The sequence below is a fragment of the Streptomyces sp. NPDC043878 genome, from assembly GCF_056435735.1.
This window is the reverse complement of sequence record NZ_JBWKDW010000029.1, coordinates 7,539-29,797: the sequence shown is the minus strand read 5'-3', so window position 1 is coordinate 29,797 and position 22,259 is coordinate 7,539. Positions and strand designations below refer to the sequence as shown.

The window sequence follows — 22,259 nt, the reverse complement described above, 5'->3', positions numbered from 1 at the left end:
TTCAGGTTTACGTTACCGTCGCGCGCATGTCCGACTCAAGTTCCGAACCGGGCGTGGAGCGGGCCGCCGTGGCGGACGCCTGCCGCCGCCTCGCGGCCGCGGGCCTGCTCATCGGCACGGCCGGCAACGTCAGCGCGCGGGTGGGGGAGCGGGTCGCGATCACCGCCACCGGCGCCGTGCTCGCCGAACTGACCGCCGACCAGGTGACGGTGGTCGACCTCGACGGACGGATCGTGGCCGGCACCCTGCGCCCGACCTCCGAACTGGACCTGCATCTCGGCGTCTACCGCCGCTACGGCACCGGAGCCGTCGTGCACACCCACGCCCCGATGGCGACCGCGCTGTCCTGTGTGCTCGACGAACTGCCTTGTGTCCACTATCAGTTGCTCACTCTCGGCGGCTCCGTCCGGGTCGCGCCGTACGCCACGTTCGGCACCCCCGAACTCGCCGCGTCGGTCCTGGACGCACTCGACGGCCGCGCCGCCGCGCTGATGGCCAACCACGGGGCGCTCACCCACGCGCCCACCCTCGGCCAGGCCGTGGAGCACGCGCTGCTGCTCGAATGGGCCTGCGGCGTCTACCAGCGCGCGGCCGCCCTCGGAACGCCCCGCGTCCTCGACGAGGGGCAGCAACGCGCGGTGATCGAGGCCGCGATCGCCCGCGACTACGGCACCACCCACCCCGTACCACCCGTGCAGGAGGGACACCGATGAAGGTCGTCACGATGGGCGTGCACGTCCTGGACGTGCTGGTCAGGCCGGTGGAGGCCATACCCGAGGGCCAGGGCGCCACCCTGGTGGAGGACATCAGAATGACCGCCGCCGGTACGGCCGGCGGAACCGCGCTCACCCTCGCCAAGCTCGGCGCCTCCGTCCGCAGCGCGGGCGCGATCGGCACCGACCCCACCGGCGACCTGCTGGTGCAACTCCTGGGCCGCGCGGGGATCGACACCGAGTTCCTGGTCCGCCGGGCGGACACCGCCACCTCCGCGAGTGTCCTGCCCATCCGCCCGAACGGCGACCGGCCCTCGCTGCACCTGCTCGGCGCGAACATCACCTACGGCCTCGACGACGTGCCCTGGGAGGCGCTCGCCGAGGCCACCCACCTGCACCTCGGCGGCCCGGAGCTGATCGGCGTCGACGTCGCCGCGCGCATCCTGTCGTACGCGAGGGAACACGGCGTGGTCACCTCCGTGGACCTGCTGGCACCCGGTGTGCTCGGCTCCTTCGACCAGCTCGCGGCGGCCCTGCCCTACGTCGACCACCTGCTGCCCAACGAGGACCAGGTGCTCGGCTTCAGCGGCGAGGGCGACCTGGTGACGGGCGCGCGCCGGTTCCTCGACGCCGGTGCAGGCGCCGTCGCGGTCACCCGAGGCGGGGACGGGGCGGTCCTGGTCACCGCCGACGGCACTGAGACCGTGCCCGCCTTCGAGGTCGACGTGGTGGACACCACCGGGTGCGGCGACGCGTTCTCCGCCGGTTTCCTGCGCGGGATCGGGCTGGGCCGCCCCCCGCGCGAGGCCGCCGTGCTCGGCAGCGCCGCGGCCGCGCTGGTCGCGCGGGGACTCGGCAGCGACCACGGGGACTTCGACCTCGCGGCCGCCGACGAGTTCGCCGCGACACACAAACCCCGCCCCTGACCCATCCGCTCCGGCGCGCACCGCGCCCGGCCTCCGCGCACCGCGCCCGGCGTACGTGCGCCGGGCGCGGCGTACGTGCGCCGGGCGCGGCGTAAGCCGACGGCCCGGGCCGCCGATTGCCGTCGCCGCTCTGGCGGGCGCCGCCCGGGTGTGCCTGACTGGGAAGGAGCGGACGAAGGAGAGCGGCCATGACGATCCTGCCCACCGAACGGTCCATCCGCAGCACGCCGGAAGGCATCCTGTGGGAGCCGAGCACCCGCTGGGTGCGCGGCTCGAAGAACGGCGTCACCGTCGTCGACAGCCGCCGTCCCGTCCTGGTGTGGGAGCCGGCCCTGCCCGTGCCGCAGTACGCCTTCCCGCGCGAGGAGGTCCGCGAGGACCTGCTCCGCCCGGCGAAGAACCCGCCGACCGGCACCCACACCGGTTCGCGGATCTTCTACGACCTGGACGTCGGCGGCGAGCTCTCACCGAACGCGGCCTGGACCTTCCCCGCCGACGACCTGGCCGGTTACATCGCCTTCGAGTGGTTCCGCCGCCGGGACACGGGCCTCGACCGCTGGTACGAGGAAGAGGAGGAGATCTTCATCCACCCCCGCGACCCGCACAAACGGGTCGACGCCCTGGCGAGCAGCCGGCACGTCCGCGTCGAGATCGACGGCACGACCGTCGCCGACACCCGGCGCCCGGTGCTCCTCTTCGAGACCGCTCTGCCCACCCGGTACTACATCCCGCGTGAGGACGTCCGCCTCGACCTGTTCGAGCCCACCGAGCACCGCACCGGCTGCCCGTACAAGGGCACCGCCCGCTACTGGTCCCGGCGCGGCGCCGCCGGGGTCCCGCCGAACGTCGTCTGGAGCTACCCCGACCCGCTGCCCCAGGTGGCGGCCGTCCGCGGACTGCTCGCGTTCTTCAACGAGGCCGTCGACATCACCGTGGACGGCGAACGCGTGGCCCGTCCGGTCACCCCGTTCAGCGAGATGCTTGCGGCCGCCACGGCCGGCCGGGACGGGGTCTGAGCGCTCCCGGACCTCAGATCACGCAGCCCACGTGGGCCAGCGCCTGCTTGAGCAGCACCCCGTGACCACCGGGCATCTCGCTCTCCACCGCGGGCGACAGGGCCTCCCGCGGGCTGAACCACACCAGGTCCAGGGCGTCCTGACGGGGCCGGCAGTCACCGGTCACCGGCACGACGTAGGCGAGCGAGACGGCGTGCTGACGCGGGTCGTGGTACGGCGTCACCCCGTGCGTGGGGAAGTACTCCGCCACGGTGAAGGGCTGCAGGGAGGTCGGGACGCGGGGCAGCGCCACGGGTCCGAGGTCCTTCTCCAGGTGCCGCAGGAGCGCGTCGCGCACCCGCTCGTGATGCAGCACCCGGCCGGAGACCAGGGTCCGGCTGACCGTTCCGTCCGGTCCGATGCGCAGCAACAGGCCGACGCTGGTGACTTCGCCGCTGTCGTCCACCCGCACGGGCACGGCCTCGACGTACAGGATGGGCATGCGGGCGCGGGCCATCCCGAGTTCGTCGTCGGTCAGCCAACCCGGCGTGGTATCGGTCATGTCAGACATTGCTTGATCATACTTTCCGGTCGTGGCGGCCGCCCAGTGGCGTCCGGGAGCGCGCGCCGGCCCGGGGGCGCCGGGCACCCGCGGGGAGTGCCGACGCCGCGTCGGACCGGCGGCCGCCGTGTGTCAGGGTTTCACAGCCACCGCGCCGAACTGCGGTACCGGGGTGGGGGAGCCGGGCTCCGCACGCCACTGCGCGCACGACACCAGCCCCGGTTCCAGCAGTTCCAGTCCATCGAAGAACGCCGCGATGTCCGCACGGCTGCGGGCGGTGATCGGCGGGGTGGCGTTCTCGTTCCAGAACTCCATCGCCGGGATCTGTCCCTCGCCGCCGAGGTCCGCCTCGAACGTGGGGTGCGTCAGGACCAGGAAGCTGCCCGAGGGCACCGCCGTCATGATCCCGCGCACGATGTCCCGCGCCTTCTCGGTGTCCAGCACGAAGTTGAGGATGCCCAGCATCATGACGGCGACCGGCCGCGTGAAGTCGAGGGTGCGGGCGGCCCGTTCGAGGATGGCGCGGGGGTCGTGCACGTCCGCGTCGATGTAGTCGGTGACGCCGTCCTGGCTGCCGGTCAGCAGGGTGCGGGCGTGGATCAGCACGATCGGGTCGTTGTCGACGTACACGATCCGCGCGTCGGGAGAGACGCGCTGGGCTATCTCGTGCGTGTTGTCGGCCGTCGGCAGTCCGGTGCCGATGTCGAGGAACTGCCGCACCCCGCGCTCCTCGGCCAGGAACCGCACCGCACGGCCGAGAAACTCGCGGTCCGCGCGGGCGATGTCCCTGATCAGCGGGAACATGGTCGCCACGTGCTCGCCGACCCGCTGGTCGACCTCGTAGTTGTCCTTGCCGCCGATCCAGTAGTTCCACACGCGGGCGTTGTGCGCCACACCGGTGTTCAGCCTCGCCGACCCGCCTGCCGGGGTGTGGCTCTCGCTCACGTCTCAGCTCCTTCGCACGTCTGTCGCCCTCACCGCCATTGTGCCGTCCGGTGATCACGCTGTCCGGTGAACGCGTCGAGCGGCCGTGCCACGGCGAGGGCGCGGCGCGGGAGTCAGTCCTGTTCGCCCGGCTCGGCGGCGGGTGTTCTGCCGGCCTGCACGTCCTTGAGGCGCTGGGTGCCCTGCCGGACCGCGTTCTGGACTGAGGCGGCCTGGTCCCCGTCGAGGCCGCCGCCGGTGACGGTGAGTGCGTCGGTGCCGACGCGCACGGCGGCGACGTCCAGGGTGAGGGTGGCGGGCGCGCCGCCGGTGGTGCCCTGCACGGTCACGCGCAGGCCCTGCCGGGCGTCGCCCTCCGCGGGCAGCGAGGTCTCGATCACCTGCACCGTCCGCTTGTCCTTGCCGTCGGTCACGGTGAAGCCGTCGCACTCGGTGGGGAGGGACTTCAGCCAGCTGAAGGACGTGTCCAGCGCGGCCAGGTCATAGGCGGCGACCTGGTACAGCAGCCGGGAGTCGCCCTGCTCGAAGCCGGTGAGCGCGGACGCCCCCGACGGCTTGCCCAGCAGGTCGTCGCCGTAGAGGGAGCCGAGCAGCTTCTGGCAGTCGGCGGCGTCCGCCTTCGCGGTGAGGAAGCCGGCGACGTCGACCGTGCCGACGAGCATGCTGTCGCGCCAGCCGGCGGCGTCGTGGACCTCGGACCACTGGTCCTCGAGATCGCCCGGGGTGACCAGGGCGGCCTGCGCGCCGGCCGCGGTGAGGGCGGTGGCGCGGGACTCGTCGGCGGTGGGGGAGCCGGTCACCTCGGCGGAGCCCGAGCCGCTGCCGCCGTCGTCCGAGCAGGCCGTGGTGATCAGCAGCGCGCCCGCCGCCAGGGCCGAGGCGAGGAGCCGGACGGGACGGGACGGACGAGGGGTCATCGCGGCTGCCTCCGAGGGACGCGGTACGTGCCCTCCAGCGCACCACCGGCGCCGCCCGCCCACCAGCGCGGGGGACTGTCCGGGTGAGCGGCGCGTCACCGCGCGTCGCCGTCGTGGACCCGCACCCGGCGACCTCCGCAGCGGGGGCACACCGCCTCGGACAGCGGTGACCTGACCGCCCGGCCCGCCTCGTCGACGTACTCCTGCGTGGTGAGGCCGCAGACGTCGAGGGGATCGGTGAAGAACATGACCCGGAAGGCGGTCCGCCAGGTGTTGCCGCAGGTCGCGCAGGCGAACGCGAAGGTCTCCGGCACGGATCGGGGCTCCGCCGGCATGGGCGCGGTCCTTCGTCGGCTCGTTCGTGCGGGCGGGCGCCCGGGCGGCGCCCCTGATCCCCAGCGCACTACACCGCACGCCGTACGGCAACTCGAACGCCCCGCCCGGCATGCCCGCCCGCGTCCGCGCGAGGACACTGGCCGCACGCCGGGGCCCGGTCCCGCCGGCGGCCCACCGACCCGAAGGAGCGGCCATGCTGCCCGCGTTCCTCGCCAGGGCGGTCCGGTCGCTGCTCGCCCGCGAGGGCCGCTCGCTGCACGTGAGGGCGGCGGGCGCCGCCACCCTCGTCCTGCTGGTGGTGATGCTCACCGGCTCGTGGGCCGCGGTCGCCGCCGAGCAGGGCGCGCCGAACGCCAACCTGACCTCGTACCCGAAGGCCGTCTGGTGGTCGGTGGAGACCGCGACGACCGTCGGGTACGGCGACTTCTACCCGGTGACCTGGTGGGGCCGGACCGTCGGCGCGGTGGTGATGATCGTCGGCATCACGACGTACGGCATGGTCACCGCGGCCCTGGCCACCTGGTTCGTCGGGCGGGAACGGGGGCGCCGGCACCGCCTGGCCCACGACGCGCAGGAGATGGGCGAGGAGGCCGCGCACGCCCTGCACGAACGCTTCGACCGGCTGGAACGGCTGCTGGCCGAGCGCGACGGCGGCTGACCGCGCGGACGGCCGCGGCGCCCGCCGGGCACGCGACGGCCGGACGCCCGCCTGTTCGGCGCACGTCCGGCCGTGTGCGGCGGGGGTCTGCCCGCGACGGGCGGCGAGGGTCTCCCCGCGACGCGCGCCGCGGGCGCCCTACGGTCTCTGCGGGTCGTGGCCCAGTGTCATCAGCCGGTGCCGACGGCGCGTCCGCGCGGCCTCGGGCTCGTTCCCGGTGTCCGTCTGCGCGTCGACGGTGTCCACGACCTCGTACATCACCCGCACGTCGTCCTCCGTGAGGTCGGTGCGCCGCTTCTGCAGGATGGCCAGGACGTGCTGCCCGGTCGGGGAACCCGCGGTCTCCGGCGGCGGCTCCGCGTCCTCGTCGGCGTCCCGGACCCGCAGCCAGGCGGCCAGCTCCACGGAGGTCATGTTCACCACGCGGTGGAAGTCCGCCCACAGGGCGTCGAGTTCGAGGGCGTCGGTCATCGGGGTCCCCTCGTTCGTCGGTGTCGGTGTCGGTGTCGCCGTCCGTGTCCGGCACCGGTCAGTCGCGCGGGAAGTTCTCCGCCTCGAACATCCACCGCTGCTTCTCCAGCTCCGCGGTGATGCCGATCAGCAGGTCCTGCGTCACCGGGTCCGCCTCCTCGGTCGTCGCGATGCGCTCGCGCAGCCGGCCGATCGCCGCCTCCAGGGTGTCGGCCATCAGCTGCACGACCTCCGTGTCACGCAGCCAGCCCTCCTTGGGGCCCGGCAGGCGGAAGGCGGCGGCCACGGTCTCCGGGCGGCCGTCCGGAGACACGCCGAGGGCGGCCGCTCGCTCCGCCACCGTGTCCGCGAAATCACGTGCGGCCGTGACCACCTCGTCCAGCTGGAGGTGGACGGAGCGGAACCGCGGCCCCACCACGTTCCAGTGCGCCTGCTTCCCCGTCAGGGACAGGCCGAGCAGATCGACGAGAGTGTCCTGGAGCGCGGCGCCGGCGACCCGGCGGGCGTCGTCCGGCAGCGTGCTCTTCACGACCGTCATGGCGCGTTTCTCCTTCGTGTGTCGTCCATGGTGATCCGGAGCAGTGCGTCGCGTTCCTCTTCGCAGGTGCCGCCCCACACGCCCGCGGTCCGTCCGGCGCTCAGCGCGAAGTCGAGACACCGGGTACGCACCGGGCAGCGGGCGCAGACGCGCTTCGCCGAAGAGACGTCCCGCAGGGCGGGCCCTCGGTTGCCAGAGGGAAAGAACAAGTCGGGGTCCTCCCCCACGCAGGCCGCCTGCCGCAACCACTCCATGCGAACGCGGGTGCCCCGAGCGAATTCCGGCAAACGCGGCGCGTTCCCGGCCGGGAGGCCCGCGTCCGCGCAGGCGGGAGCGACGCTTCCCAGCGGCCGGCAGGCGGGCTATAGTCGTAAAACTAGCAGTGCTAACTAAGGGTGGGCCGTGTTCCGCCCGGCCTTCGGGCGACGACTGTCAGGAGTCCGCCGTGCGTCCCGTCCACTTCGCCGCCGCCCGCCGCACCCCCCTCGGCAAACTGCGCGGGGCCCTCAGCGGCATCCGGCCCGACGACCTCGCCGCGACCGTGATCCGCGGCCTGGTCGCCGACGTGCCCACGCTCGACCCGGCCCGCGTCGACGACGTCTACTGGGGCGCCGCCAACCAGGCCGGCGAGGACAACCGCAACGTCGCCCGGATGGCCGCGCTGCTGGCCGGTCTGCCCGAGACCGTGCCGGGCGCCACCGTCAACCGGCTGTGCGCCTCCGGACTGGAGGCGGTCACCCTCGCCGCCCGTACGATCGCCGCCGGCGAGGCCGACGTCGTCCTCGCCGGCGGCTCCGAGTCGATGAGCCGCGCCCCGTTCGTGCTGCCCCGCCCCGACGAGGCCCTGCCGCACCGCATCGAGACCGTCGACACCCGCCTCGGCTGGCGCCTGGTGAACCCGGCGATGGGCGACCTGCACGGACTGCTGTCCATGGGGGAGACGGCCGAGGAGGTCGCCGAGCGCTACGGCGTCCCGCGCGGACGGCAGGACGAGTTCGCCCTGCGCAGCCACCGGCTGGCCGCCCTGGCCCGCGAGGACGGCCACTTCGACGACGAACTCCTGCCGGTCCGGCGCCCCGACGGCGTGGTCGTCGACCGCGACGAGTGCGTCCGCGAGGACACCTCCCTGGAGAAGCTGGGCCGCCTGAAGCCGGTCTTCCGCGCCGGGGGCACGGTCACGGCGGGCAACGCCTCACCGATGAACGACGGCGCGGCCGGCCTGCTCCTGGTCAGCGAGGAGGCCCTCGGCGAGCTGGGTCTCGAATCCCTGGGCCGCTATGTCGCCGGCGCCTCGGCCGGGGTCCACCCCGACGTCATGGGCATCGGGCCGGTCCCCGCCACCCGCAAGGCCCTGGCCCGCGCCGGCTGGGAGATCGGCGACCTCCAGGAGGCCGAGTTCAACGAGGCGTTCGCCGCCCAGGCCCTGGCCTGCGTGGACCAGCTCGGCATCGACGAGGACCTGGTCAACCCGAGCGGCGGGGCGATCGCCCTGGGCCATCCGCTGGGCTGCTCGGGCGCCCGCATCCTGACGACCCTCCTGCACCGCATGCGGCGCACGGGGGCGGCCCGGGGCCTGGCGACGATGTGTGTGGGTGTCGGCCAGGGAAGCGCGGTCCTGGTCGAGCGCCACTGACACGTCCCTCGCCGCTGCCCCTGACACCGGCCACCTGTCGAGACGCTCCTTACGCCGGGTCGATGCGTGCGCATAACATCGGCGTCCCCATGAACACCATGACGCTCTGGCACATCACCGGCTGGGGGTTCGCCGCCCTCGCCGCCGCGGCCCTGCTGGTCGGCTTCTCCAAGACCGCCGTGAGCGGGGCCAACACGGTCAGTCTCGCGGTCTTCGCGGCCGTGCTGCCGGCCCGGGCCTCCACGGGCGTGCTGCTGCCGATCCTGATCGCCGGGGACGTGCTGGCCGTCCTCACCTACCGGCGGCACGCGCACTGGCCGACGCTGTGGCGGCTGTTCCCCGCGGTCGCGGCGGGCGTGGTCGCGGGCACGCTGTTCCTGGTGTGGGCGGACGACGCGGTCGTACGGACCTCGATCGGCGCGATCCTGCTGTTGATGGCGGCGGTCACGGTGTGGCGCCGCCGCACCGCCGACGCGCCGCCGGACCCGGAGTCGGTCACCACCCGCGCCGGCCGCGCCCGGGCGGGCTCCTACGGCGTCCTCGGCGGCTTCACCACGATGGTCGCCAACGCGGGCGGGCCGGTGATGTCGATGTACCTCCTGTCCGCCGGCTTCCGGAAGCTCGGCTTCCTCGGGACCTCCGCCTTCTTCTTCCTGATCGTCAACGTCTCCAAGGTGCCCTTCAGCATCGGCCTCGGCCTGATCGACGGCCGCTCGCTGCTGCTGGACGCGGCGCTCGTCGTGTTCGTGGTGCCCGGAGCGTTCCTCGGGAAGTGGGCGGTGCCCCGGATCAACCAGCGGCTGTTCGAGCGACTGGTGATCGCGGCGACGGTCGTGGGCGGCCTGCAACTCCTCCTGCGCTGACCCGCCCCGCACACCCGGGGCAGGCCCCTCGTAGGCTCGTCCGCATGTCCCCCCACGTCCTGGTCCTCGGCGGCACGACCGAGGCCCGCGAGCTGGCCGCCGCACTCGCCGCCCGCCCCGGCACCCGTGTCACCACCTCCCTCGCGGGTCGCGTGGCACGGCCGGGAGCGCTCGCCGGCGAGGTCCGTGTCGGCGGGTTCGGCGGTCCGGACGGCCTCGCGCACTGGCTGCGCGAGCACCGGGTGGACGCGCTCGTCGACGCCACCCACCCCTTCGCGGAGACGATCACGGCGAACGCGGCGCGGGCCGCGGCGGCGACCGGGGTCACGGCCCTGGTGCTGCGCCGACCGGGCTGGCGGCCCGGCCCCGAGGACCGCTGGCACCCGGTCACGTCCCTGCCCGCGGCGGCTGACCTGCTGCCACGGCTCGGCAGCCGGGTGTTCCTCACCACGGGACGCCTGGGCCTGGCGGCCTTCGCCGGGCTGACGGACCTTCACTTCGTCGTACGGTCGGTGGAGGCGCCCGAGCCGCCTCTGCCCCCGCACACCCGGGTGTTGCTCGCCCGCGGTCCGTTCACCGTGGCCGGCGAGTCGGCGCTGCTGCGCGAACACCGCGTGGACGTCCTGGTGACGAAGGACAGCGGGGGAGCGGCGACGGCGGCCAAGCTGACGGCCGCGCGCGAACTCGCCCTGCCCGTCGTGGTGGTACGGCGGCCGCCGCTGCCGGAGGGCGTGGTGGCGGTCCCCGACGTGGCGGGCGTCCTCGACCGGCTGGGCGCCGGCTCCGCCCCCTTCCCCCGGGCGGCGGGGGACCTCAGTCCGGAGTGATCACCGAGACCCGCATCCGGTCGATCACCCGCAGCACCTCCCGGCGGTTCCTCGCGTTCTTGATCCACGCGGGCAGGCGGTCGACGCAGGTCAACTTCCGCCCGTGCGCGTACCGGGGGTCCCGCTCCCGCAGCGACGCGGCCACCAACCGCCGCAGCAGGTCCAGGTGTTCGAGGTCGTACGCCCAGAGCTCGCCGTGCCGGGTCCGGGCCCGCAGCCACAGCACCGGCGCGGTACGCCGGCCCGGCGTGTGCGCCGCGCCCCCGCACACGGTCGGGTCCGTACGGCACAGCCCGCAGGACCGGCAGACCAGCCGCCGCCGGGCGCGCGACCCGTCGGCGGCGGTCACCGGCGGGCGGCGGGTGCTGTGCGCGATCCGCGCGCAGCCCGGGCAGCGCACCAGCGCCAAAGTCGGCGAAGGCGGGCGCCAGGGCACCGGGATCGTGGAAGCGGGCGGGCGCGGGGAACATGCCGTGAATATGGCGTCGGCAGCCCCCGCCCGGCGCGCCCTTTTCGACGGGGCGCGGAAAGACGGTGCCGGGCGAGCGTGTGCCCCGCGCCTTCCGGGTCTCACTCCCGCGGATGCCGGCGCAGCAGGTACGTGTCCATGATCCAGCCCTTGCGTTCGCGGGCCTCTGCGCGCAGCCGTTCGATGCGTGGCGCGGCCTCGGCGATCGGGCCGGAGGCGAGGATCTCGTCCGGGGTGCCTATGTAGGCGCCCCAGTAGATGTCGATGTCCTGGTCGGCGTACTGACGGAAGGTCTGGTGGGCGTCCAGCATCACGACCACGTCGTCCACGCCGTCCGGGAAGCCCTCGGCCAGCCGGCGCCCGGTGGTGATCTGCACGGGCCGCGCGACCCGGTTCAGGCCGGTCCGGTGCCGGGCCACGAGCGCGGAGACGCTGCTGACGCCCGGCACGACGTCATGAGTGAAGTCGACCGCGCCGCGCTCGCGGATCTCGTCGAGGATGCCCAGCGTGCTGTCGTACAGCGCGGGGTCGCCCCACACCAGGAACGCGCCGGTCTCGGACTCGCCCAGCTCCTCGGTGATCAGCCGCTCGTAGATGTCGGCGCGGGCGCTGCGCCAGTCCCCGACGGCGGGGGAGTAGGCGGCGCCGCCCGCGGACCGGTCCCGGTCCGGGTCCCGGGCCTCGACCACGCGGTACGTCCCCTCCGGCACATGCGTGTCCAGCAGGTCGCGGCGGAGCCGCACGAGGTCGTTCTTCACCTCGCCCTTGTCGAGGAGGAAGAACACGTCCGTGCCGCGCAGCGCCCGCACTGCCTGGAGGGTCAGCTGGTCGGGGTCGCCCGCGCCGATACCGATGACATGAATCTTTCGCACGCCCCGAGTCTGCCGCACGCCACTGACAGCGGACACACCGCATGACTGCCGGTGAGCGGTACTGCGGTGAGCGGCGGGGGTCACTGGCGGTGCGGTGAGGGGCGGCGCGGTGCGGCCGCTACGGCGTCCCGGCCCCCCGCAGTCGCGGTGCCCGCTCCCGCGCGTCCACCGGGCCGTCGCCCCGTTCCACGGTCTGTGCCAGCTCGCGCGCCCAGCCGGCCAGGCCGGTCAGGTCCATGCCGTACGGCCGCCCGCGTCCGGTGGCCGACGCCCAGCCCTCCACCGCTGCGGCCCCGCGCCGCAGCAGCCGGGCGCCGCCCGTGTCGTTGCCCCGCGCGGAGTGCGTGAGGCCGACGGCGAGCTGGGCGAGCCCGCGCCACAGCTCGCGTTCCTCCGGCGGCCCCGACTTCCAGGCGTCCTCGAACACCTCGTGCGCGTGGAAGGGCCGGCCTGCGTCCAGCAGTTCCTGCGCCTCGGCGACGCTCGCCTCCGGTGCCCGGACCACGCCCTCGGGCTGCCGGGCCACCCCCGCCGCGCCGTAGGGCAGGGGCCGCCCGAGTCCGTCCCGCGGCCGGGCGTTGCGTGCCCGCCCCTCGCTGTCCCGGTCCCGCGCGTCCACCGGCCGTCCTGACGATGTGCTGCCCATACGCCGATTGTCCCCCCGCCCCGGTCCGCTCCGGAGGGGCCCCCGTGTGGGGTAAAGTACTGTCCGCGCGTGCACGCGGTTCAGCCGCGGGCAGCGCACCGGGACGTGGCGCAGCTTGGTAGCGCACTTGACTGGGGGTCAAGGGGTCGCAGGTTCAAATCCTGTCGTCCCGACGTGTGAAGTCGCAGATGAGAGGCCGTTTCCTCGTGGTCGAGGAAGCGGCCTCCACTGTCTGCCCGCCCGGCACCCCGCCCGCGGGCATCGCGGGGTCCGCGACCGGCCGGTGGCCGGGAAGAACGCTGAATCCGTGCGAACGCCGTCGCGGGACACCGCGGTCTCCGGCCCCGGTCGCCGGCATGGACCGGCTCGTGGTCCTGGACCGCGGCCGGATCGTCGAGCAGGGCACCCACCAGGAACTGCTCGCCGCGGACGGCGCCTACGCGAAGCTGTGGCGGCACCAGTCGGGCGGATGCCTCGACGACAGCCCCGTCGCCCGCGCCGGCCTGCGCTGAACCCGGTCCGGCGGGGTGCCGTCCGGCGTCCCGCCGGACCGGCGCGGAGGGGGAATCCGCGCGACCGCGCTGCCGTGCGGATGGTAGAAGCGAGCATGACCACCTCGATCTGCCTCTCCCGCACCGCCGGTGACCGATGACCGCCGGCGTCGACACCCCCGACCGCCGGGGCCGCACCGGGCTCGACCGGACCGGCCGGGACCTGACCGGCAACCCGCGCGTCAGGGTCCGGGACGTGACCCTCCTGTCCAGCCACTGGTACGTCGAGCGCACCACGACGTTCGACGTCCGGAACGCCGACGGCACCTGGAGCACCCAGGAGCGCGAGACGCACGACCGCGGCAACGGCGCCACCATGCTGCTGTACGACGCGGAACGCCGGACCGTGCTGCTCACCCGCCAGTTCCGGTTCCCGGTGTACGTCAACGGACATCCCGACGGCATGCTGATCGAGACGCCGGGCGGACTCCTCGACGACGAGGACGAGCACCCGGAGGTCGCCGTACGGCGTGAGGTGGTCGAGGAGACCGGGCACACCATCGGCGAGGTCCGGCACGTCTTCGACGTCTACATGAGCCCGGGCTCGGTCACCGAGCGCGTCAGCTTCTACGCCGCCGCGTACGGCTCCGCGACCCGCACCCACGAGGGGGGCGGCCTGGACGAGGAGGGCGAGGACATCGAGATCCTCGAACTGCCCTTCCACCGGGCGCTGGAGATGATCCGCACCGGGGAGATCGCCGACGCGAAGACCATCATGCTGCTCCAGTGGGCGGCGCTGGAGGGGCCGTTCGCCGGCCCCTCCGACGGTGCCGTCAGGGTCTGACGAGCAGTTGGAAGTCGAACGTGTACCGGGACGCGCGGTAGACGTGCGTGCCGTACTCGACGGGCCGCCCGGTGTCGTCGTACGCCGTGCGCTGCATGGTCAGCAGCGCGGCCCCCTCCCGCTCGTCCAGGCGCGCCGCCTCCCGCGCGGTGGCGCAGCGGGCGCCGATGGTCTGGCGGGCGCTGTGCAGGGTGATGCCGGCGGCGCGCAGCACGCGGTAGAGACCGGTCGACTCCAGCCGGGCGGTGTCGAGTTCGACCAGGGCCGTGGGCAGGTGGTTGCACAGGAGGGCCACGGGCTGGCCGTGCGTGCGGCGCAGCCGTTCCAGGAGCGTCACCTCGGTGCCCTCCGCGACGCCGAGGGCGGCCGCCACGTCGGCGGAGGCGGGCACGCTCTCGTTGCGGACGACCTGCGTGGTCGGCCCCTGCCCGGCGGCCTCCAGGTCGTCGTACAGGCTGCTGAGTTCGAGCGGGCGTCTCACCTGGCTGTGCACGACCTGCGTGCCGACCCCGCGGCGGCGCACCAGCAGTCCCTTCTCCACGAGGGTCTGGATGGCCTGGCGGACCGTGGGCCGGGACAGGCCGAGGCGTACGGACAGGTCGATCTCGTTGCCCAGGAGGTTCCCCGGGGCGAGGGCACCGTGTTCGATCGCCGCCTCCAGCTGCCGCGCGAGCTGGTAGTACAGCGGCACCGGACTGCCCCGGTCCAGGGCGAAGTCCACGGAGTCGAGTGCGGAGGCGGTCACGGCACGCGGGTGGCCGTGGGTCCTGACCATGGACGTACCTCCCTGGGAGGAGTCGGAAGGGGCCGGCACGGGGGTCACAGGTGGCGCCGGCGGGCGGCGGCGTCCCGCTCGTACCGCTCGCGGGCGTCCGTCGCGGCCTCGCGTGTGGACACCTCGGCCACGGGCACGTCCCACCACGCCTCGGCCCCGGGAGCGGTGGCCGCCGGGTCGGTCTCGACGTACACGCAGGTCGGCCGGTCGCAGGCGCGGGCCGTGGCCAGTGCCTCGCGCAGCTCGCGGACGGTCTTGGCGCGCAGCACGTCCATGCCGAGGCTGGCCGCGTTGGCGGCGAGGTCGACCGGTAGCGGGGCCCCGCCGAAGGTGCCGTCGGCGGCCCGGTAGCGGTAGGCGGTGCCGAAGCGCTCGCCGCCCACCGACTCCGACAGACCGCCGATGGAGGCGTACCCGTGGTTCTGGACCAGGACCAGGTTGACGGGCAGCCCCTCCTGGACGGCGGTGACGATCTCGGTGGGCATCATCAGGTACGTGCCGTCACCGACCAGGGCCCACACCGGGACGCCCGGCGCGGCCTGCTGGACGCCGACCGCGGCCGGGATCTCGTAGCCCATGCACGAGTAGCCGTACTCCAGGTGGTACTGGCGCCGGCTCCGCGTCCGCCACAGCTTGTGCAGGTCGCCGGGGAGCGAGCCGGCCGCGTTGATCACCACGTCCTCGTCGCCGACGACGGCGTCCAGCGCGCCGAGCAGCTGTGTCTGGGTGGGTACGGCGCTGTCGTCGCCGGCGCGGTAGGCCGAGTCGACGACCCGTTCCCACGCCTCTTTCCCGGCCCGGTACTCGGCCTCGTACGCGCCGTCCACCCGGTGCCCGTCCAGGGCCGCGGCGAGGGCCTCCAGAGCCGCCCTGGCGTCCCCGACGACCGTACGGGCCGCCAGCTTGTGGGAGTCGAACGCGGTGATGTTGAGGTTGACGAACCGGACGTCCGGGTGCTGGAAGAGCGTGCCGGACGCGGTCGTGAAGTCGCTGTAGCGGGTGCCGACGCCGATCACCAGGTCCGCGGTGCGGGCGATGCCGTCGCAGACCGCCGTGCCGGTGTGGCCGATGCCGCCGAGGTCGGCCGGGTGGTCGTGGCGCAGGGACCCCTTGCCGGCCTGGGTCGAGGCGACCGGGATGCCGGTGGCGTCCGCCAGCGCCCTGAGCGCCTCCTCGGCCTCGCTGTGGTGCACCCCGCCGCCCGCGACGATCAGGGGGCGGGCGGCGGACCGGATCGCGCGGACGGCCTCGGCCAGCTCGGCGGGGTCGGGCACGGGACGCCGTACCCGCCATACGCGGTCGGCGAAGAAACCCTCCGGCCAGTCGTACGCCTGCGCCTGCACGTCCTGCGGCAGCGCGAGGGTGACCGCGCCGGTCTCCGCCGGGTCGGCGAGCACCCGCATCGCGTTCAGCGCGGCGGGGATCAGCGCCTCGGGGCGGGTCACCCGGTCGAAGTACCGCGACACCGGGCGCAGGGTGTCGTTGACGGACACGTCGGCCTCGACGGGGTGCTCCAGCTGCTGGAGCAGCGGGTCGGCGGGGCGGGTGGCGAAGTAGTCGCCGGGCAGCAGGAGGACCGGCAGGCGGTTGATCGTCGCGAGGGCCGCGCCGGTCACCAGGTTCGTGGCGCCCGGCCCGATGGACGTCGTCACGGCCTGCGCGGACAGGCGGTCGAGCTGACGCGCGTACCCGACGGCCGCGTGCACCATGGCCTGCTCGTTGCGGCCCTGGTGGTACGGCATCGCCTCCTCGCCCGCCTCCAGGAGCGCCTGCCCGATCCCCGCCACGTTGCCGTGGCCGAAGATGCCCCAGGTGCCGGCGATCAGCCGGCGGCGCACCCCGTCGCGTTCCGTGTACTGGACGGACAGGAAACGCACCAGCGCCTGGGCGACGGTCAGGCGCCGGGTCGTGGACTCGCTCATCGGGGACCTCACGGAGAAGGGACGGGGAACAGGGCGGGGCGGGTGGGGATCAGCGGGGGCCTTCCCCGGCGGCGGGGGGCCGGCCGGCCGCGGTGGCGTGGCGCAGGGTCCGGTCCAGCTCCCAGCCGGACAGCAGCCCGTGGCACAGCGAGCCGCCGAACGCGTCGTCCGTGTCCGTGTCCGCCTCCGCGTCGGGGCCGCCGGCCGTTCCTGCGGGTCCCGGCGGGACCTCGGCGGTGGTGCCGTCGCGGTGCACCGCGAGTACGCCCCGGGAGCCCTGGCGGACCAGCGCCAGCTCCACGCCGGCCGCCAGCAGCGCCTCGGCGCAGGCGCGCGGTTCGCGCGAGCCGGTGGCCATCTCGCAGGCGTCGAGGTCGCCGACCGCGACGGTGGCGTGGCGCAGCACCTCGGCGTAGCAGGGGCGGGCCTCCTCCGGGTCCTTCCAGGCCGAGTTGGGCCACTGGGCGGGCCGCCAGTCGAGGTCGAAGACGGTCATGCCCGCCCGGCCGCGCGCCTTGAGGGCGGCGAGGGTGGCGGAGCGGCTCGGCTCCTCGCTGAGGCCCGTACCGGTGATCCAGAGGATCCGGGCCGCGCGGATGGCGAAGTAGTCGGGGGCGTCGGCGTGCACCACGACACTGGTGCGGCCGAGGCGGGCTGCGGCCACGGCCACCCGTGCGGCGGAACGGCCGGAGGATTCCCGGAAGGCCGCCGTCCGGGCCAGGGGTATGCCCCACCGCAGGGGGTAGAGATCGACTCCGATACGGTCGATCGTGATCAGATCGAAGGACTGGGCTGACTCGGCCATGTGCGACGCTCCTCGAACTCTGCCGGGGCTGCGGGTCCCAAGGGGCCTGCCGCCCCCAGGTGTAGGTCCGGGAGGGCGACGCTGTCAATACTTTGTACTTACATTCGGACCTGATCGTGAAATGATGTCTTAACAAAGCATTGACAGCGGGCGCGTCAAGGGGTGGAATCCCGTCCCAGCACAGCAGCCGCTTTTGCGCCGTACGACCCGGACTTCTCGCTTATCCAGGCCTCGGATCCTCGTGATCCGCTTCGCCTTTCCCCCGTAGCACAGTGAGGTGCAGGAAAGATGGACCGCTCTTCGCACTCCCGCTCCCGCAGATTCGCCCCCGTCGTGGCCGTGGCCGCGGCGGCGGCGCTGACCCTCGCGGGCTGCTCCAGCAGCTCCGGAGGCAAGAAGGCCGAGGAAAGCGCGGCCGGTGCCTCGGCCGGAAAGGCCGACACTCCGCAGATGACGGTCGCCCTGGTCACCCACCAGTCACCCGGCGACACCTTCTGGGACATCGTCCGCAAGGGCGCGGAGGCGGCCGCGGCGAAGGACAACGTCAAGCTCGTCTACTCCGCCGACCCCAACGCGGGCGCCCAGGCCACCCTGGTGCAGAACGCGATCGACCAGAAGGTCGACGGCATCGCCATCACCCTCGCCAAGCCGGACGCCATGAAGGACGTCGTCGGCAAGGCGAAGGCCGCGAACATCCCCGTCGTCGGCCTCAACTCCGGTGTGAGCGAGTGGCAGAAGCTCGGCCTCATGTCGTTCTTCGGCCAGGACGAGACCGTGGCCGGCGAGGCGCTCGGCAAGCGGCTCAACGGGGCCGGCGCGAAGAAGGTCGTCTGTGTCGTCCAGGAGCAGGGCAACATCGGCCTCACCCAGCGCTGCGACGGCGTGAAGAAGACGTTCACGGGCTCCACCCAGACGCTGTACGTCAACGGCACCGACATGCCGTCCGTGAAGTCGACGATCACCGCCAAGCTCAAGCAGGACAGCGCCATCGACTACGTCGTCGCGCTCGGCGCCCCGTTCGCGCTGACCGCGGTGCAGTCGGTGAGCGACGCCGGCAGCAAGGCCAAGATCGCCACCTTCGACCTGAACAAGGAGCTGACCGGCGCCATCAGCAAGGGCACCATCCAGTTCGCGGTCGACCAGCAGCCCTACCTCCAGGGCTACCTGGCCATCGACTCCCTGTGGCTCTACAAGAACAACGGCAACTACATGGGCGGTGGCGAGCAGCCGGTGCTGACCGGGCCCGCCTTCGTCGACAAGACCAACGTCGACAAGGTCGCGCAGTTCGCCGCGAAGGGCACCCGGTGATCTGAATGACCCAGCAGGCTGAGCCGGCGGTGACCACACCGCCGGCCCCCGGCCCCAGGAAGACCGACGGGCGCACCGCGCGGCGCCCCCTGGTGTTCCGGCTGCTCGCGCGACCCGAGGTCGGGGTGTTCCTCGGCGCGGTCGCCGTGTACGTGTTCTTCCTCGTCGCGGCACCCCCGGTGCGCGACGGCAGCTCCATGGCCAACATCCTGTACCAGTCGTCGACCATCGGGATCATGGCCCTGCCGGTCGCGCTCCTGATGATCGGCGGCGAGTTCGACCTGTCGGCCGGTGTCGCCGTCATCACCTCGGCGCTCACCGCGAGCATGCTCAGCTACCAGCTGACCATGAACGTGTGGGTCGGTGTGGTCGTCGCGCTGGTCGTGTCCCTCGGGATCGGCTTCCTGAACGGCTGGATGGTGGTCAGGACCGGGCTGCCCAGCTTCCTGATCACCCTGGGCACGTTCCTGATCCTGCAGGGCGTCAACCTCGCGGTGACGAAGCTGGTCACCACCAACGTGGCCACCGACGACATCAGTACGATGGACGGCTTCGACCAGGCGAAAAAGGTGTTCGCCTCCTCCTTCGACGTCGGCGGCGTCCAGGTGAAGATCACCATCGTCTACTGGCTGGTCTTCGCGGCCGTCGCCACCTGGATCCTGCTGCGCACCAGGTACGGCAACTGGATCTTCGCGGTCGGCGGCAACAAGGAGTCGGCCCGCGCGGTCGGCGTCCCGGTCACCTTCACCAAGATCTCGCTGTTCATGCTGGTCGGCTTCGGCGCCTGGTTCGTCGGCATGCACCAGCTGTTCACCTTCAACACCGTCCAGTCCGGTGAGGGCGTCGGCCAGGAGCTGATCTACATCTCCGCGGCCGTCATCGGCGGCTGTCTGCTCACCGGCGGCTACGGCTCGGCGATCGGCCCGGTCTTCGGCGCCTTCATGTTCGGCATGGTGCAGCAGGGCATCGTCTACGCCGGCTGGAACCCCGACTGGTTCAAGGCCTTCCTCGGTGCCATGCTCCTCGGCGCCGTCCTCATCAATCTGTGGGTCCAGCGCACGGCGACCCGGAGGTGACGTGACCCCATGACAACCACCAACGGAACCGGCACGCACGGGGCCATCATCGAGGACACCGACCCGGCGGCGGCCGACGGCGCTCTCGTCGAACTGCGCAACGCGGGCAAGTCCTACGGCAACATCCGCGCCCTGCACGGCGTCGACCTGACCGTCCACCCCGGCCGCGTCACCTGCGTGCTGGGCGACAACGGCGCGGGCAAGTCCACCCTCATCAAGATCATCTCGGGGCTGCACCAGCACACCGAGGGCGACTTCCTGGTGGACGGCGCCCCGGTGCGCTTCTCCACCCCGCGTGAGGCCCTCGACCGGGGCATCGCCACCGTCTACCAGGACCTGGCGACCGTCCCGCTGATGCCGGTGTGGCGCAACTTCTTCCTCGGCTCCGAGATGACCAAGGGCCCCTGGCCCGTGCGCCGCCTCGACATCGACAGGATGAAGCAGACCGCGGACGAGGAACTCCGCAACATGGGCATCGTCCTGGACGACCTGGAACAGCCCATCGGCACCCTCTCCGGCGGCCAGCGCCAGTGCGTGGCGATCGCCCGCGCCGTCTACTTCGGCGCCCGCGTCCTCATCCTGGACGAGCCCACCGCCGCGCTCGGCGTCAAGCAGTCCGGGGTCGTGCTGAAGTACATCGCCGCCGCCCGTGACCGCGGCCTCGGGGTCATCTTCATCACCCACAACCCGCACCACGCCTACATGGTCGGCGACCACTTCAGCGTGCTGCGCCTGGGCACGATGGAACTCAGCGCCGACCGCAGCAGCGTCAGCCTCGAGGAACTCACCAACCACATGGCCGGCGGCACCGAACTCGCCGCGCTCAAGCACGAGTTGTCGCAGGTGCGGGGGGTCGACGTGGAGGAGCTCCCGGAGGAGGGGGACCTCACCGCAGCCGTGGCGCCGACACCCGGGAAGAAGACACCCGGGAAGAAGACGCCGTGACAACCGGCATGCGGGGGAGGGGTGTTGGGGCAGGAGGGGTAGCGAGCGGCTGAGTGACCCGGCGCGGTCGTCGCGGTGGTCGTGGTCGTGGTGGCGGTCGTTGTGACGGTGGCGGAGCCGGGTCGGTCGCTGTCGTGCGGGTGCGGGTGTTCGTGCAGGTGTCCGTGCGAGGCCGGGTCGCGGGCGCCGGGGCCCGTGGGTGGTGCTCACGGAGTCCGGTGGTCCGGCGCCGGGAGGCGGTGGCGCGTGGCCGCTTTTATGCTGGTGGGGATACGGCCGCTCCCGGCCTTCGCCTCATGACGGCTGTGGTCCGCGGCGCATGTCTCCGCGTGGGGAGTACCCATGACACACCCGTGCATCCGACTGCGCAGAGGAGTTGTCGTCGCCGCCGCGGTGGCGACGCTGGTGGTGCCGGCCGCGAGCGGGGCCGCCGTGGCGCTGCCGACCTCCGCCGTCACCGCCGGACAACCCTCACCGTCCCCGTCCGGGGACGACGTCCGCGCCCTCACCCCCGACGTACGACGGCAGGTCGACGACGCCGTACGACGGGTCATGGACCAGGCGAACGTGCCCGGCGTGAACGTGGGCATCTGGACGCCCGACAAGGGCGAGTACGTGAAGTCCTTCGGCGTCGCCGACAAGAGCACCGGCGAGCCGATGTCGTCCGGCCTGTACCTGCGGATCGGCAGCGAGACCAAGACGTTCACCGTCACGGCGCTGCTGGAACTCGTCGACCAGGGCAAGATCGGCCTGGACGACACCATCGGCAAGTACGTCGACGGCGTCCCCAACGGTGACCGGATCACCCTGCGTCAGCTGGCCGGCATGCGCAGCGGCCTGTTCAACTACTCGCAGGACGAGGGTTTCTTCAAGGCGCTGACCTCCGACCCGCAGCGGCAGTTCACCCCGCAGGAACTGCTCGACTACTCCTTCAAGCACCCCGTGCTGTTCCCGCCGGGCAAGGAGTTCTTCTACTGCAACACCAACCTGATCCTGCTCGGGCTGGTCGTGGAGAAGATGTCCGGGCAGCCGCTCGCCGAGTACATCCACGACACGATCCTGGAGCCGGCCGGGCTGGACCACACGCTCTTCCCGCCCGGCGCCGGGTTCCCCGACCCGCACGCGCAGGGCTACACCGACCAGACGGCGTCCGGAAAGGTCGAGAACACCGTCGGCTGGAACCCGTCCTGGGCCTGGGCGGCCGGCGCCATGATCTCGCAGCTCCAGGACCTCCGGGTCTGGGCGCGCACGGTCGCCACCGGCCAACTGCCCGACGGGGACCGGCTGATCAGCGCCACCACGCAGAAGCAACGGCTCACCACACCGCCGACCCCGATCCCGGGCGCCGGGTACGGCCTCGGCATCTTCGACGTGCAGGGCTGGATCGGCCACAACGGCTCCCTGCCCGGCTACGAGTCGCTCACCATCTATCTGCCGTCGGCGCGGACGACCCTGGTCGTGATGCTGAACACCGACATCAACTACAGGAACAGCGAGCCCAGCACGCTCTTCGGCGACGCGATCACGAAGATCATCTCTCCGGACCACGTGTTCAACCTGCCGGCCCAACCGGCCGCCAAGTGACGGTACTCGTACGGGCACGGGGGGGGGGGGGGGGGGGGGGGGGGGGGGGGGGGGGTGGGGGGGGGGGGGGGGTTGTGCCAGCTTCTGGGTGCCCCGAGGAGGGGTGGGGTGACCGGAGCGTTCTTTCGAGGGACGTTC

The 22,259-nt window shown here is 72.9% G+C and carries 25 protein-coding genes, 1 tRNA gene and 1 pseudogene; 14 read left to right on the top strand and 13 right to left on the bottom strand.

Annotated features, from left to right (window positions below; genetic code table 11):
• The first annotated feature begins 26 nt into the window (after positions 1–26).
• The 3 genes from AC07AZ_RS31750 (at position 27) to AC07AZ_RS31740 (ending at position 2,655) form a co-directional block, all read left to right on the top strand.
• Positions 27–713: a class II aldolase/adducin family protein gene (locus AC07AZ_RS31750; protein ID WP_478853864.1), complete on the top strand. Its 687-nt coding sequence runs from the start codon at positions 27–29 to the stop codon at positions 711–713.
• On the top strand, positions 710–1,639 hold the full coding sequence (locus AC07AZ_RS31745; RefSeq protein ID WP_478853862.1) for a carbohydrate kinase family protein: 930 nt from the start codon (positions 710–712) through the stop codon (positions 1,637–1,639). The genes AC07AZ_RS31750 and AC07AZ_RS31745 overlap by 4 nt, the downstream gene beginning before the upstream one ends.
• A 188-nt stretch (positions 1,640–1,827) precedes the next feature.
• Positions 1,828–2,655: a DUF427 domain-containing protein gene (locus tag AC07AZ_RS31740; protein WP_478853860.1), complete on the top strand. Its 828-nt coding sequence runs from the start codon at positions 1,828–1,830 to the stop codon at positions 2,653–2,655.
• Positions 2,656–2,668: 13 nt separating this feature from the next.
• On the opposite strand, the gene AC07AZ_RS31735 is transcribed toward AC07AZ_RS31740, so the two are convergent.
• From AC07AZ_RS31735 to AC07AZ_RS31720, 4 genes are all read right to left on the bottom strand, one after another.
• Positions 2,669–3,196, bottom strand: a complete 528-nt coding sequence (locus AC07AZ_RS31735; protein ID WP_478854034.1) for an NUDIX hydrolase family protein — start codon at positions 3,194–3,196, stop codon at positions 2,669–2,671.
• Between the two features lie 132 nt (positions 3,197–3,328).
• Positions 3,329–4,141, bottom strand: coding sequence for an SAM-dependent methyltransferase (locus AC07AZ_RS31730; RefSeq protein WP_478853858.1), 813 nt, complete (start codon positions 4,139–4,141; stop codon positions 3,329–3,331).
• Between the two features lie 113 nt (positions 4,142–4,254).
• On the bottom strand, positions 4,255–5,058 hold the full coding sequence (locus tag AC07AZ_RS31725) for a hypothetical protein (protein ID WP_478853856.1): 804 nt from the start codon (positions 5,056–5,058) through the stop codon (positions 4,255–4,257).
• A 95-nt stretch (positions 5,059–5,153) separates the two neighbouring features.
• On the bottom strand, positions 5,154–5,393 hold the full coding sequence (locus AC07AZ_RS31720; protein ID WP_478853854.1) for a hypothetical protein: 240 nt from the start codon (positions 5,391–5,393) through the stop codon (positions 5,154–5,156).
• A 194-nt stretch (positions 5,394–5,587) separates the two neighbouring features.
• Between AC07AZ_RS31720 and AC07AZ_RS31715 the strand changes: the two genes are divergently transcribed.
• Positions 5,588–6,052 carry a potassium channel family protein gene (locus tag AC07AZ_RS31715; protein WP_478853852.1) on the top strand — a complete coding sequence of 155 codons (465 nt, stop codon included), beginning with the start codon at positions 5,588–5,590 and terminating at the stop codon, positions 6,050–6,052.
• Between the two features lie 138 nt (positions 6,053–6,190).
• On the opposite strand, the gene AC07AZ_RS31710 is transcribed toward AC07AZ_RS31715, so the two are convergent.
• Genes AC07AZ_RS31710 through AC07AZ_RS31700 form a run of 3 tightly spaced genes read right to left on the bottom strand, consistent with a single transcriptional unit; the run spans position 6,191 to position 7,315 of the window.
• Positions 6,191–6,523, bottom strand: coding sequence for a DUF3140 domain-containing protein (locus AC07AZ_RS31710; protein ID WP_478853850.1), 333 nt, complete (start codon positions 6,521–6,523; stop codon positions 6,191–6,193).
• Positions 6,524–6,581: 58 nt separating this feature from the next.
• Entirely contained in the window at positions 6,582–7,061 is a 480-nt protein-coding gene (locus AC07AZ_RS31705; protein WP_478853848.1) for a Dps family protein, read from the bottom strand.
• Positions 7,058–7,315, bottom strand: coding sequence for a WhiB family transcriptional regulator (locus AC07AZ_RS31700; protein ID WP_478853846.1), 258 nt, complete (start codon positions 7,313–7,315; stop codon positions 7,058–7,060). Before AC07AZ_RS31700 ends, AC07AZ_RS31705 begins: the two co-directional genes overlap by 4 nt.
• 191 nt (positions 7,316–7,506) lie before the next feature.
• Between AC07AZ_RS31700 and AC07AZ_RS31695 the strand changes: the two genes are divergently transcribed.
• The 3 genes from AC07AZ_RS31695 to AC07AZ_RS31685 all read left to right on the top strand — a co-directional run bounded on the left by AC07AZ_RS31695 (position 7,507) and on the right by AC07AZ_RS31685 (position 10,384).
• Positions 7,507–8,694: a thiolase family protein gene (locus tag AC07AZ_RS31695; RefSeq protein ID WP_478853844.1), complete on the top strand. Its 1,188-nt coding sequence runs from the start codon at positions 7,507–7,509 to the stop codon at positions 8,692–8,694.
• Between the two features lie 89 nt (positions 8,695–8,783).
• On the top strand, positions 8,784–9,557 hold the full coding sequence (locus AC07AZ_RS31690) for a sulfite exporter TauE/SafE family protein (protein WP_478853842.1): 774 nt from the start codon (positions 8,784–8,786) through the stop codon (positions 9,555–9,557).
• Positions 9,558–9,601: 44 nt separating this feature from the next.
• Entirely contained in the window at positions 9,602–10,384 is a 783-nt protein-coding gene (locus AC07AZ_RS31685) for a cobalt-precorrin-6A reductase (RefSeq protein WP_478853840.1), read from the top strand.
• On the opposite strand, the pseudogene AC07AZ_RS31680 reads toward AC07AZ_RS31685, so the two are convergent.
• The 3 genes and pseudogenes from AC07AZ_RS31680 to AC07AZ_RS31670 all read right to left on the bottom strand — a co-directional run bounded on the left by AC07AZ_RS31680 (position 10,371) and on the right by AC07AZ_RS31670 (position 12,371).
• Positions 10,371–10,854 (bottom strand): annotated as a pseudogene (locus tag AC07AZ_RS31680) (hypothetical protein). The gene AC07AZ_RS31685 and the pseudogene AC07AZ_RS31680 overlap by 14 nt on opposite strands.
• 100 nt (positions 10,855–10,954) lie before the next feature.
• Positions 10,955–11,725, bottom strand: coding sequence for a precorrin-6A synthase (deacetylating) (gene cobF / locus AC07AZ_RS31675; protein ID WP_478853838.1), 771 nt, complete (start codon positions 11,723–11,725; stop codon positions 10,955–10,957).
• A 118-nt stretch (positions 11,726–11,843) separates the two neighbouring features.
• Positions 11,844–12,371: a DUF309 domain-containing protein gene (locus AC07AZ_RS31670; RefSeq protein ID WP_478853836.1), complete on the bottom strand. Its 528-nt coding sequence runs from the start codon at positions 12,369–12,371 to the stop codon at positions 11,844–11,846.
• Positions 12,372–12,470: 99 nt separating this feature from the next.
• Between AC07AZ_RS31670 and AC07AZ_RS31665 the strand changes: the two genes are divergently transcribed.
• The 3 genes from AC07AZ_RS31665 (at position 12,471) to AC07AZ_RS31655 (ending at position 13,706) form a co-directional block, all read left to right on the top strand.
• A tRNA-Pro gene (locus AC07AZ_RS31665) sits at positions 12,471–12,544 on the top strand.
• A gap of 183 nt (positions 12,545–12,727) precedes the next feature.
• Positions 12,728–12,883 (top strand): hypothetical protein, encoded by a 156-nt coding sequence (locus tag AC07AZ_RS31660; RefSeq protein WP_478854040.1) that lies wholly within the window; start codon positions 12,728–12,730, stop codon positions 12,881–12,883.
• Positions 12,884–13,019: 136 nt separating this feature from the next.
• Complete coding sequence (locus AC07AZ_RS31655; RefSeq protein ID WP_478853834.1) at positions 13,020–13,706, top strand: NUDIX domain-containing protein; 687 nt, start codon at positions 13,020–13,022, stop codon at positions 13,704–13,706.
• On the opposite strand, the gene AC07AZ_RS31650 is transcribed toward AC07AZ_RS31655, so the two are convergent.
• The 3 genes from AC07AZ_RS31650 to AC07AZ_RS31640 are packed head-to-tail and all read right to left on the bottom strand — an operon-like array spanning position 13,696 to position 17,208.
• Positions 13,696–14,481 carry a GntR family transcriptional regulator gene (locus tag AC07AZ_RS31650; protein ID WP_478853832.1) on the bottom strand — a complete coding sequence of 262 codons (786 nt, stop codon included), beginning with the start codon at positions 14,479–14,481 and terminating at the stop codon, positions 13,696–13,698. The two genes, AC07AZ_RS31655 and AC07AZ_RS31650, sit on opposite strands and share 11 nt — an antisense overlap.
• Positions 14,482–14,525: 44 nt before the next feature.
• Positions 14,526–16,403 (bottom strand): 3D-(3,5/4)-trihydroxycyclohexane-1,2-dione acylhydrolase (decyclizing), encoded by a 1,878-nt coding sequence (gene iolD, locus AC07AZ_RS31645; RefSeq protein ID WP_478853830.1) that lies wholly within the window; start codon positions 16,401–16,403, stop codon positions 14,526–14,528.
• 49 nt (positions 16,404–16,452) lie between these two features.
• On the bottom strand, positions 16,453–17,208 hold the full coding sequence (locus AC07AZ_RS31640) for a PfkB family carbohydrate kinase (protein WP_478853828.1): 756 nt from the start codon (positions 17,206–17,208) through the stop codon (positions 16,453–16,455).
• A gap of 288 nt (positions 17,209–17,496) precedes the next feature.
• Here AC07AZ_RS31640 and AC07AZ_RS31635 point away from each other — a divergent pair, with 288 nt between their 5' ends.
• The 4 genes from AC07AZ_RS31635 to AC07AZ_RS31620 all read left to right on the top strand — a co-directional run bounded on the left by AC07AZ_RS31635 (position 17,497) and on the right by AC07AZ_RS31620 (position 22,121).
• On the top strand, positions 17,497–18,516 hold the full coding sequence (locus AC07AZ_RS31635) for a sugar ABC transporter substrate-binding protein (RefSeq protein WP_478853826.1): 1,020 nt from the start codon (positions 17,497–17,499) through the stop codon (positions 18,514–18,516).
• Positions 18,517–18,521: 5 nt separating this feature from the next.
• Positions 18,522–19,592 carry an ABC transporter permease gene (locus AC07AZ_RS31630; RefSeq protein ID WP_478853824.1) on the top strand — a complete coding sequence of 357 codons (1,071 nt, stop codon included), beginning with the start codon at positions 18,522–18,524 and terminating at the stop codon, positions 19,590–19,592.
• Positions 19,593–19,601: 9 nt separating this feature from the next.
• Entirely contained in the window at positions 19,602–20,537 is a 936-nt protein-coding gene (locus AC07AZ_RS31625) for an ATP-binding cassette domain-containing protein (protein ID WP_478853822.1), read from the top strand.
• 342 nt (positions 20,538–20,879) lie between these two features.
• Positions 20,880–22,121: a serine hydrolase domain-containing protein gene (locus AC07AZ_RS31620; RefSeq protein WP_478853820.1), complete on the top strand. Its 1,242-nt coding sequence runs from the start codon at positions 20,880–20,882 to the stop codon at positions 22,119–22,121.
• The last annotated feature ends 138 nt before the right edge of the window (positions 22,122–22,259 follow it).

Bases quoted from the DNA above. Each gene is read 5' to 3' on its own strand.
- AC07AZ_RS31750 (WP_478853864.1), top strand. From the start codon at position 27: ATGTCCGACTCAAGTTCCGAACCGGGCGTGGAGCGGGCCGCCGTGGCG.
- AC07AZ_RS31745 (WP_478853862.1), top strand. From the start codon at position 710: ATGAAGGTCGTCACGATGGGCGTGCACGTCCTGGACGTGCTGGTCAGG.
- AC07AZ_RS31740 (WP_478853860.1), top strand. From the start codon at position 1,828: ATGACGATCCTGCCCACCGAACGGTCCATCCGCAGCACGCCGGAAGGC.
- AC07AZ_RS31735 (WP_478854034.1), bottom strand. From the start codon at position 3,196: ATGACCGATACCACGCCGGGTTGGCTGACCGACGACGAACTCGGGATG.
- AC07AZ_RS31725 (WP_478853856.1), bottom strand. From the start codon at position 5,058: ATGACCCCTCGTCCGTCCCGTCCCGTCCGGCTCCTCGCCTCGGCCCTG.
- AC07AZ_RS31720 (WP_478853854.1), bottom strand. From the start codon at position 5,393: ATGCCGGCGGAGCCCCGATCCGTGCCGGAGACCTTCGCGTTCGCCTGC.
- AC07AZ_RS31715 (WP_478853852.1), top strand. From the start codon at position 5,588: ATGCTGCCCGCGTTCCTCGCCAGGGCGGTCCGGTCGCTGCTCGCCCGC.
- AC07AZ_RS31710 (WP_478853850.1), bottom strand. From the start codon at position 6,523: ATGACCGACGCCCTCGAACTCGACGCCCTGTGGGCGGACTTCCACCGC.
- AC07AZ_RS31705 (WP_478853848.1), bottom strand. From the start codon at position 7,061: ATGACGGTCGTGAAGAGCACGCTGCCGGACGACGCCCGCCGGGTCGCC.
- AC07AZ_RS31700 (WP_478853846.1), bottom strand. From the start codon at position 7,315: ATGGAGTGGTTGCGGCAGGCGGCCTGCGTGGGGGAGGACCCCGACTTG.
- AC07AZ_RS31690 (WP_478853842.1), top strand. From the start codon at position 8,784: ATGAACACCATGACGCTCTGGCACATCACCGGCTGGGGGTTCGCCGCC.
- AC07AZ_RS31685 (WP_478853840.1), top strand. From the start codon at position 9,602: ATGTCCCCCCACGTCCTGGTCCTCGGCGGCACGACCGAGGCCCGCGAG.
- AC07AZ_RS31670 (WP_478853836.1), bottom strand. From the start codon at position 12,371: ATGGGCAGCACATCGTCAGGACGGCCGGTGGACGCGCGGGACCGGGAC.
- AC07AZ_RS31660 (WP_478854040.1), top strand. From the start codon at position 12,728: ATGGACCGGCTCGTGGTCCTGGACCGCGGCCGGATCGTCGAGCAGGGC.
- AC07AZ_RS31655 (WP_478853834.1), top strand. From the start codon at position 13,020: ATGACCGCCGGCGTCGACACCCCCGACCGCCGGGGCCGCACCGGGCTC.
- AC07AZ_RS31650 (WP_478853832.1), bottom strand. From the start codon at position 14,481: ATGGTCAGGACCCACGGCCACCCGCGTGCCGTGACCGCCTCCGCACTC.
- iolD (WP_478853830.1), bottom strand. From the start codon at position 16,403: ATGAGCGAGTCCACGACCCGGCGCCTGACCGTCGCCCAGGCGCTGGTG.
- AC07AZ_RS31640 (WP_478853828.1), bottom strand. From the start codon at position 17,208: ATGGCCGAGTCAGCCCAGTCCTTCGATCTGATCACGATCGACCGTATC.
- AC07AZ_RS31635 (WP_478853826.1), top strand. From the start codon at position 17,497: ATGGACCGCTCTTCGCACTCCCGCTCCCGCAGATTCGCCCCCGTCGTG.
- AC07AZ_RS31630 (WP_478853824.1), top strand. From the start codon at position 18,522: ATGACCCAGCAGGCTGAGCCGGCGGTGACCACACCGCCGGCCCCCGGC.
- AC07AZ_RS31625 (WP_478853822.1), top strand. From the start codon at position 19,602: ATGACAACCACCAACGGAACCGGCACGCACGGGGCCATCATCGAGGAC.
- AC07AZ_RS31620 (WP_478853820.1), top strand. From the start codon at position 20,880: ATGACACACCCGTGCATCCGACTGCGCAGAGGAGTTGTCGTCGCCGCC.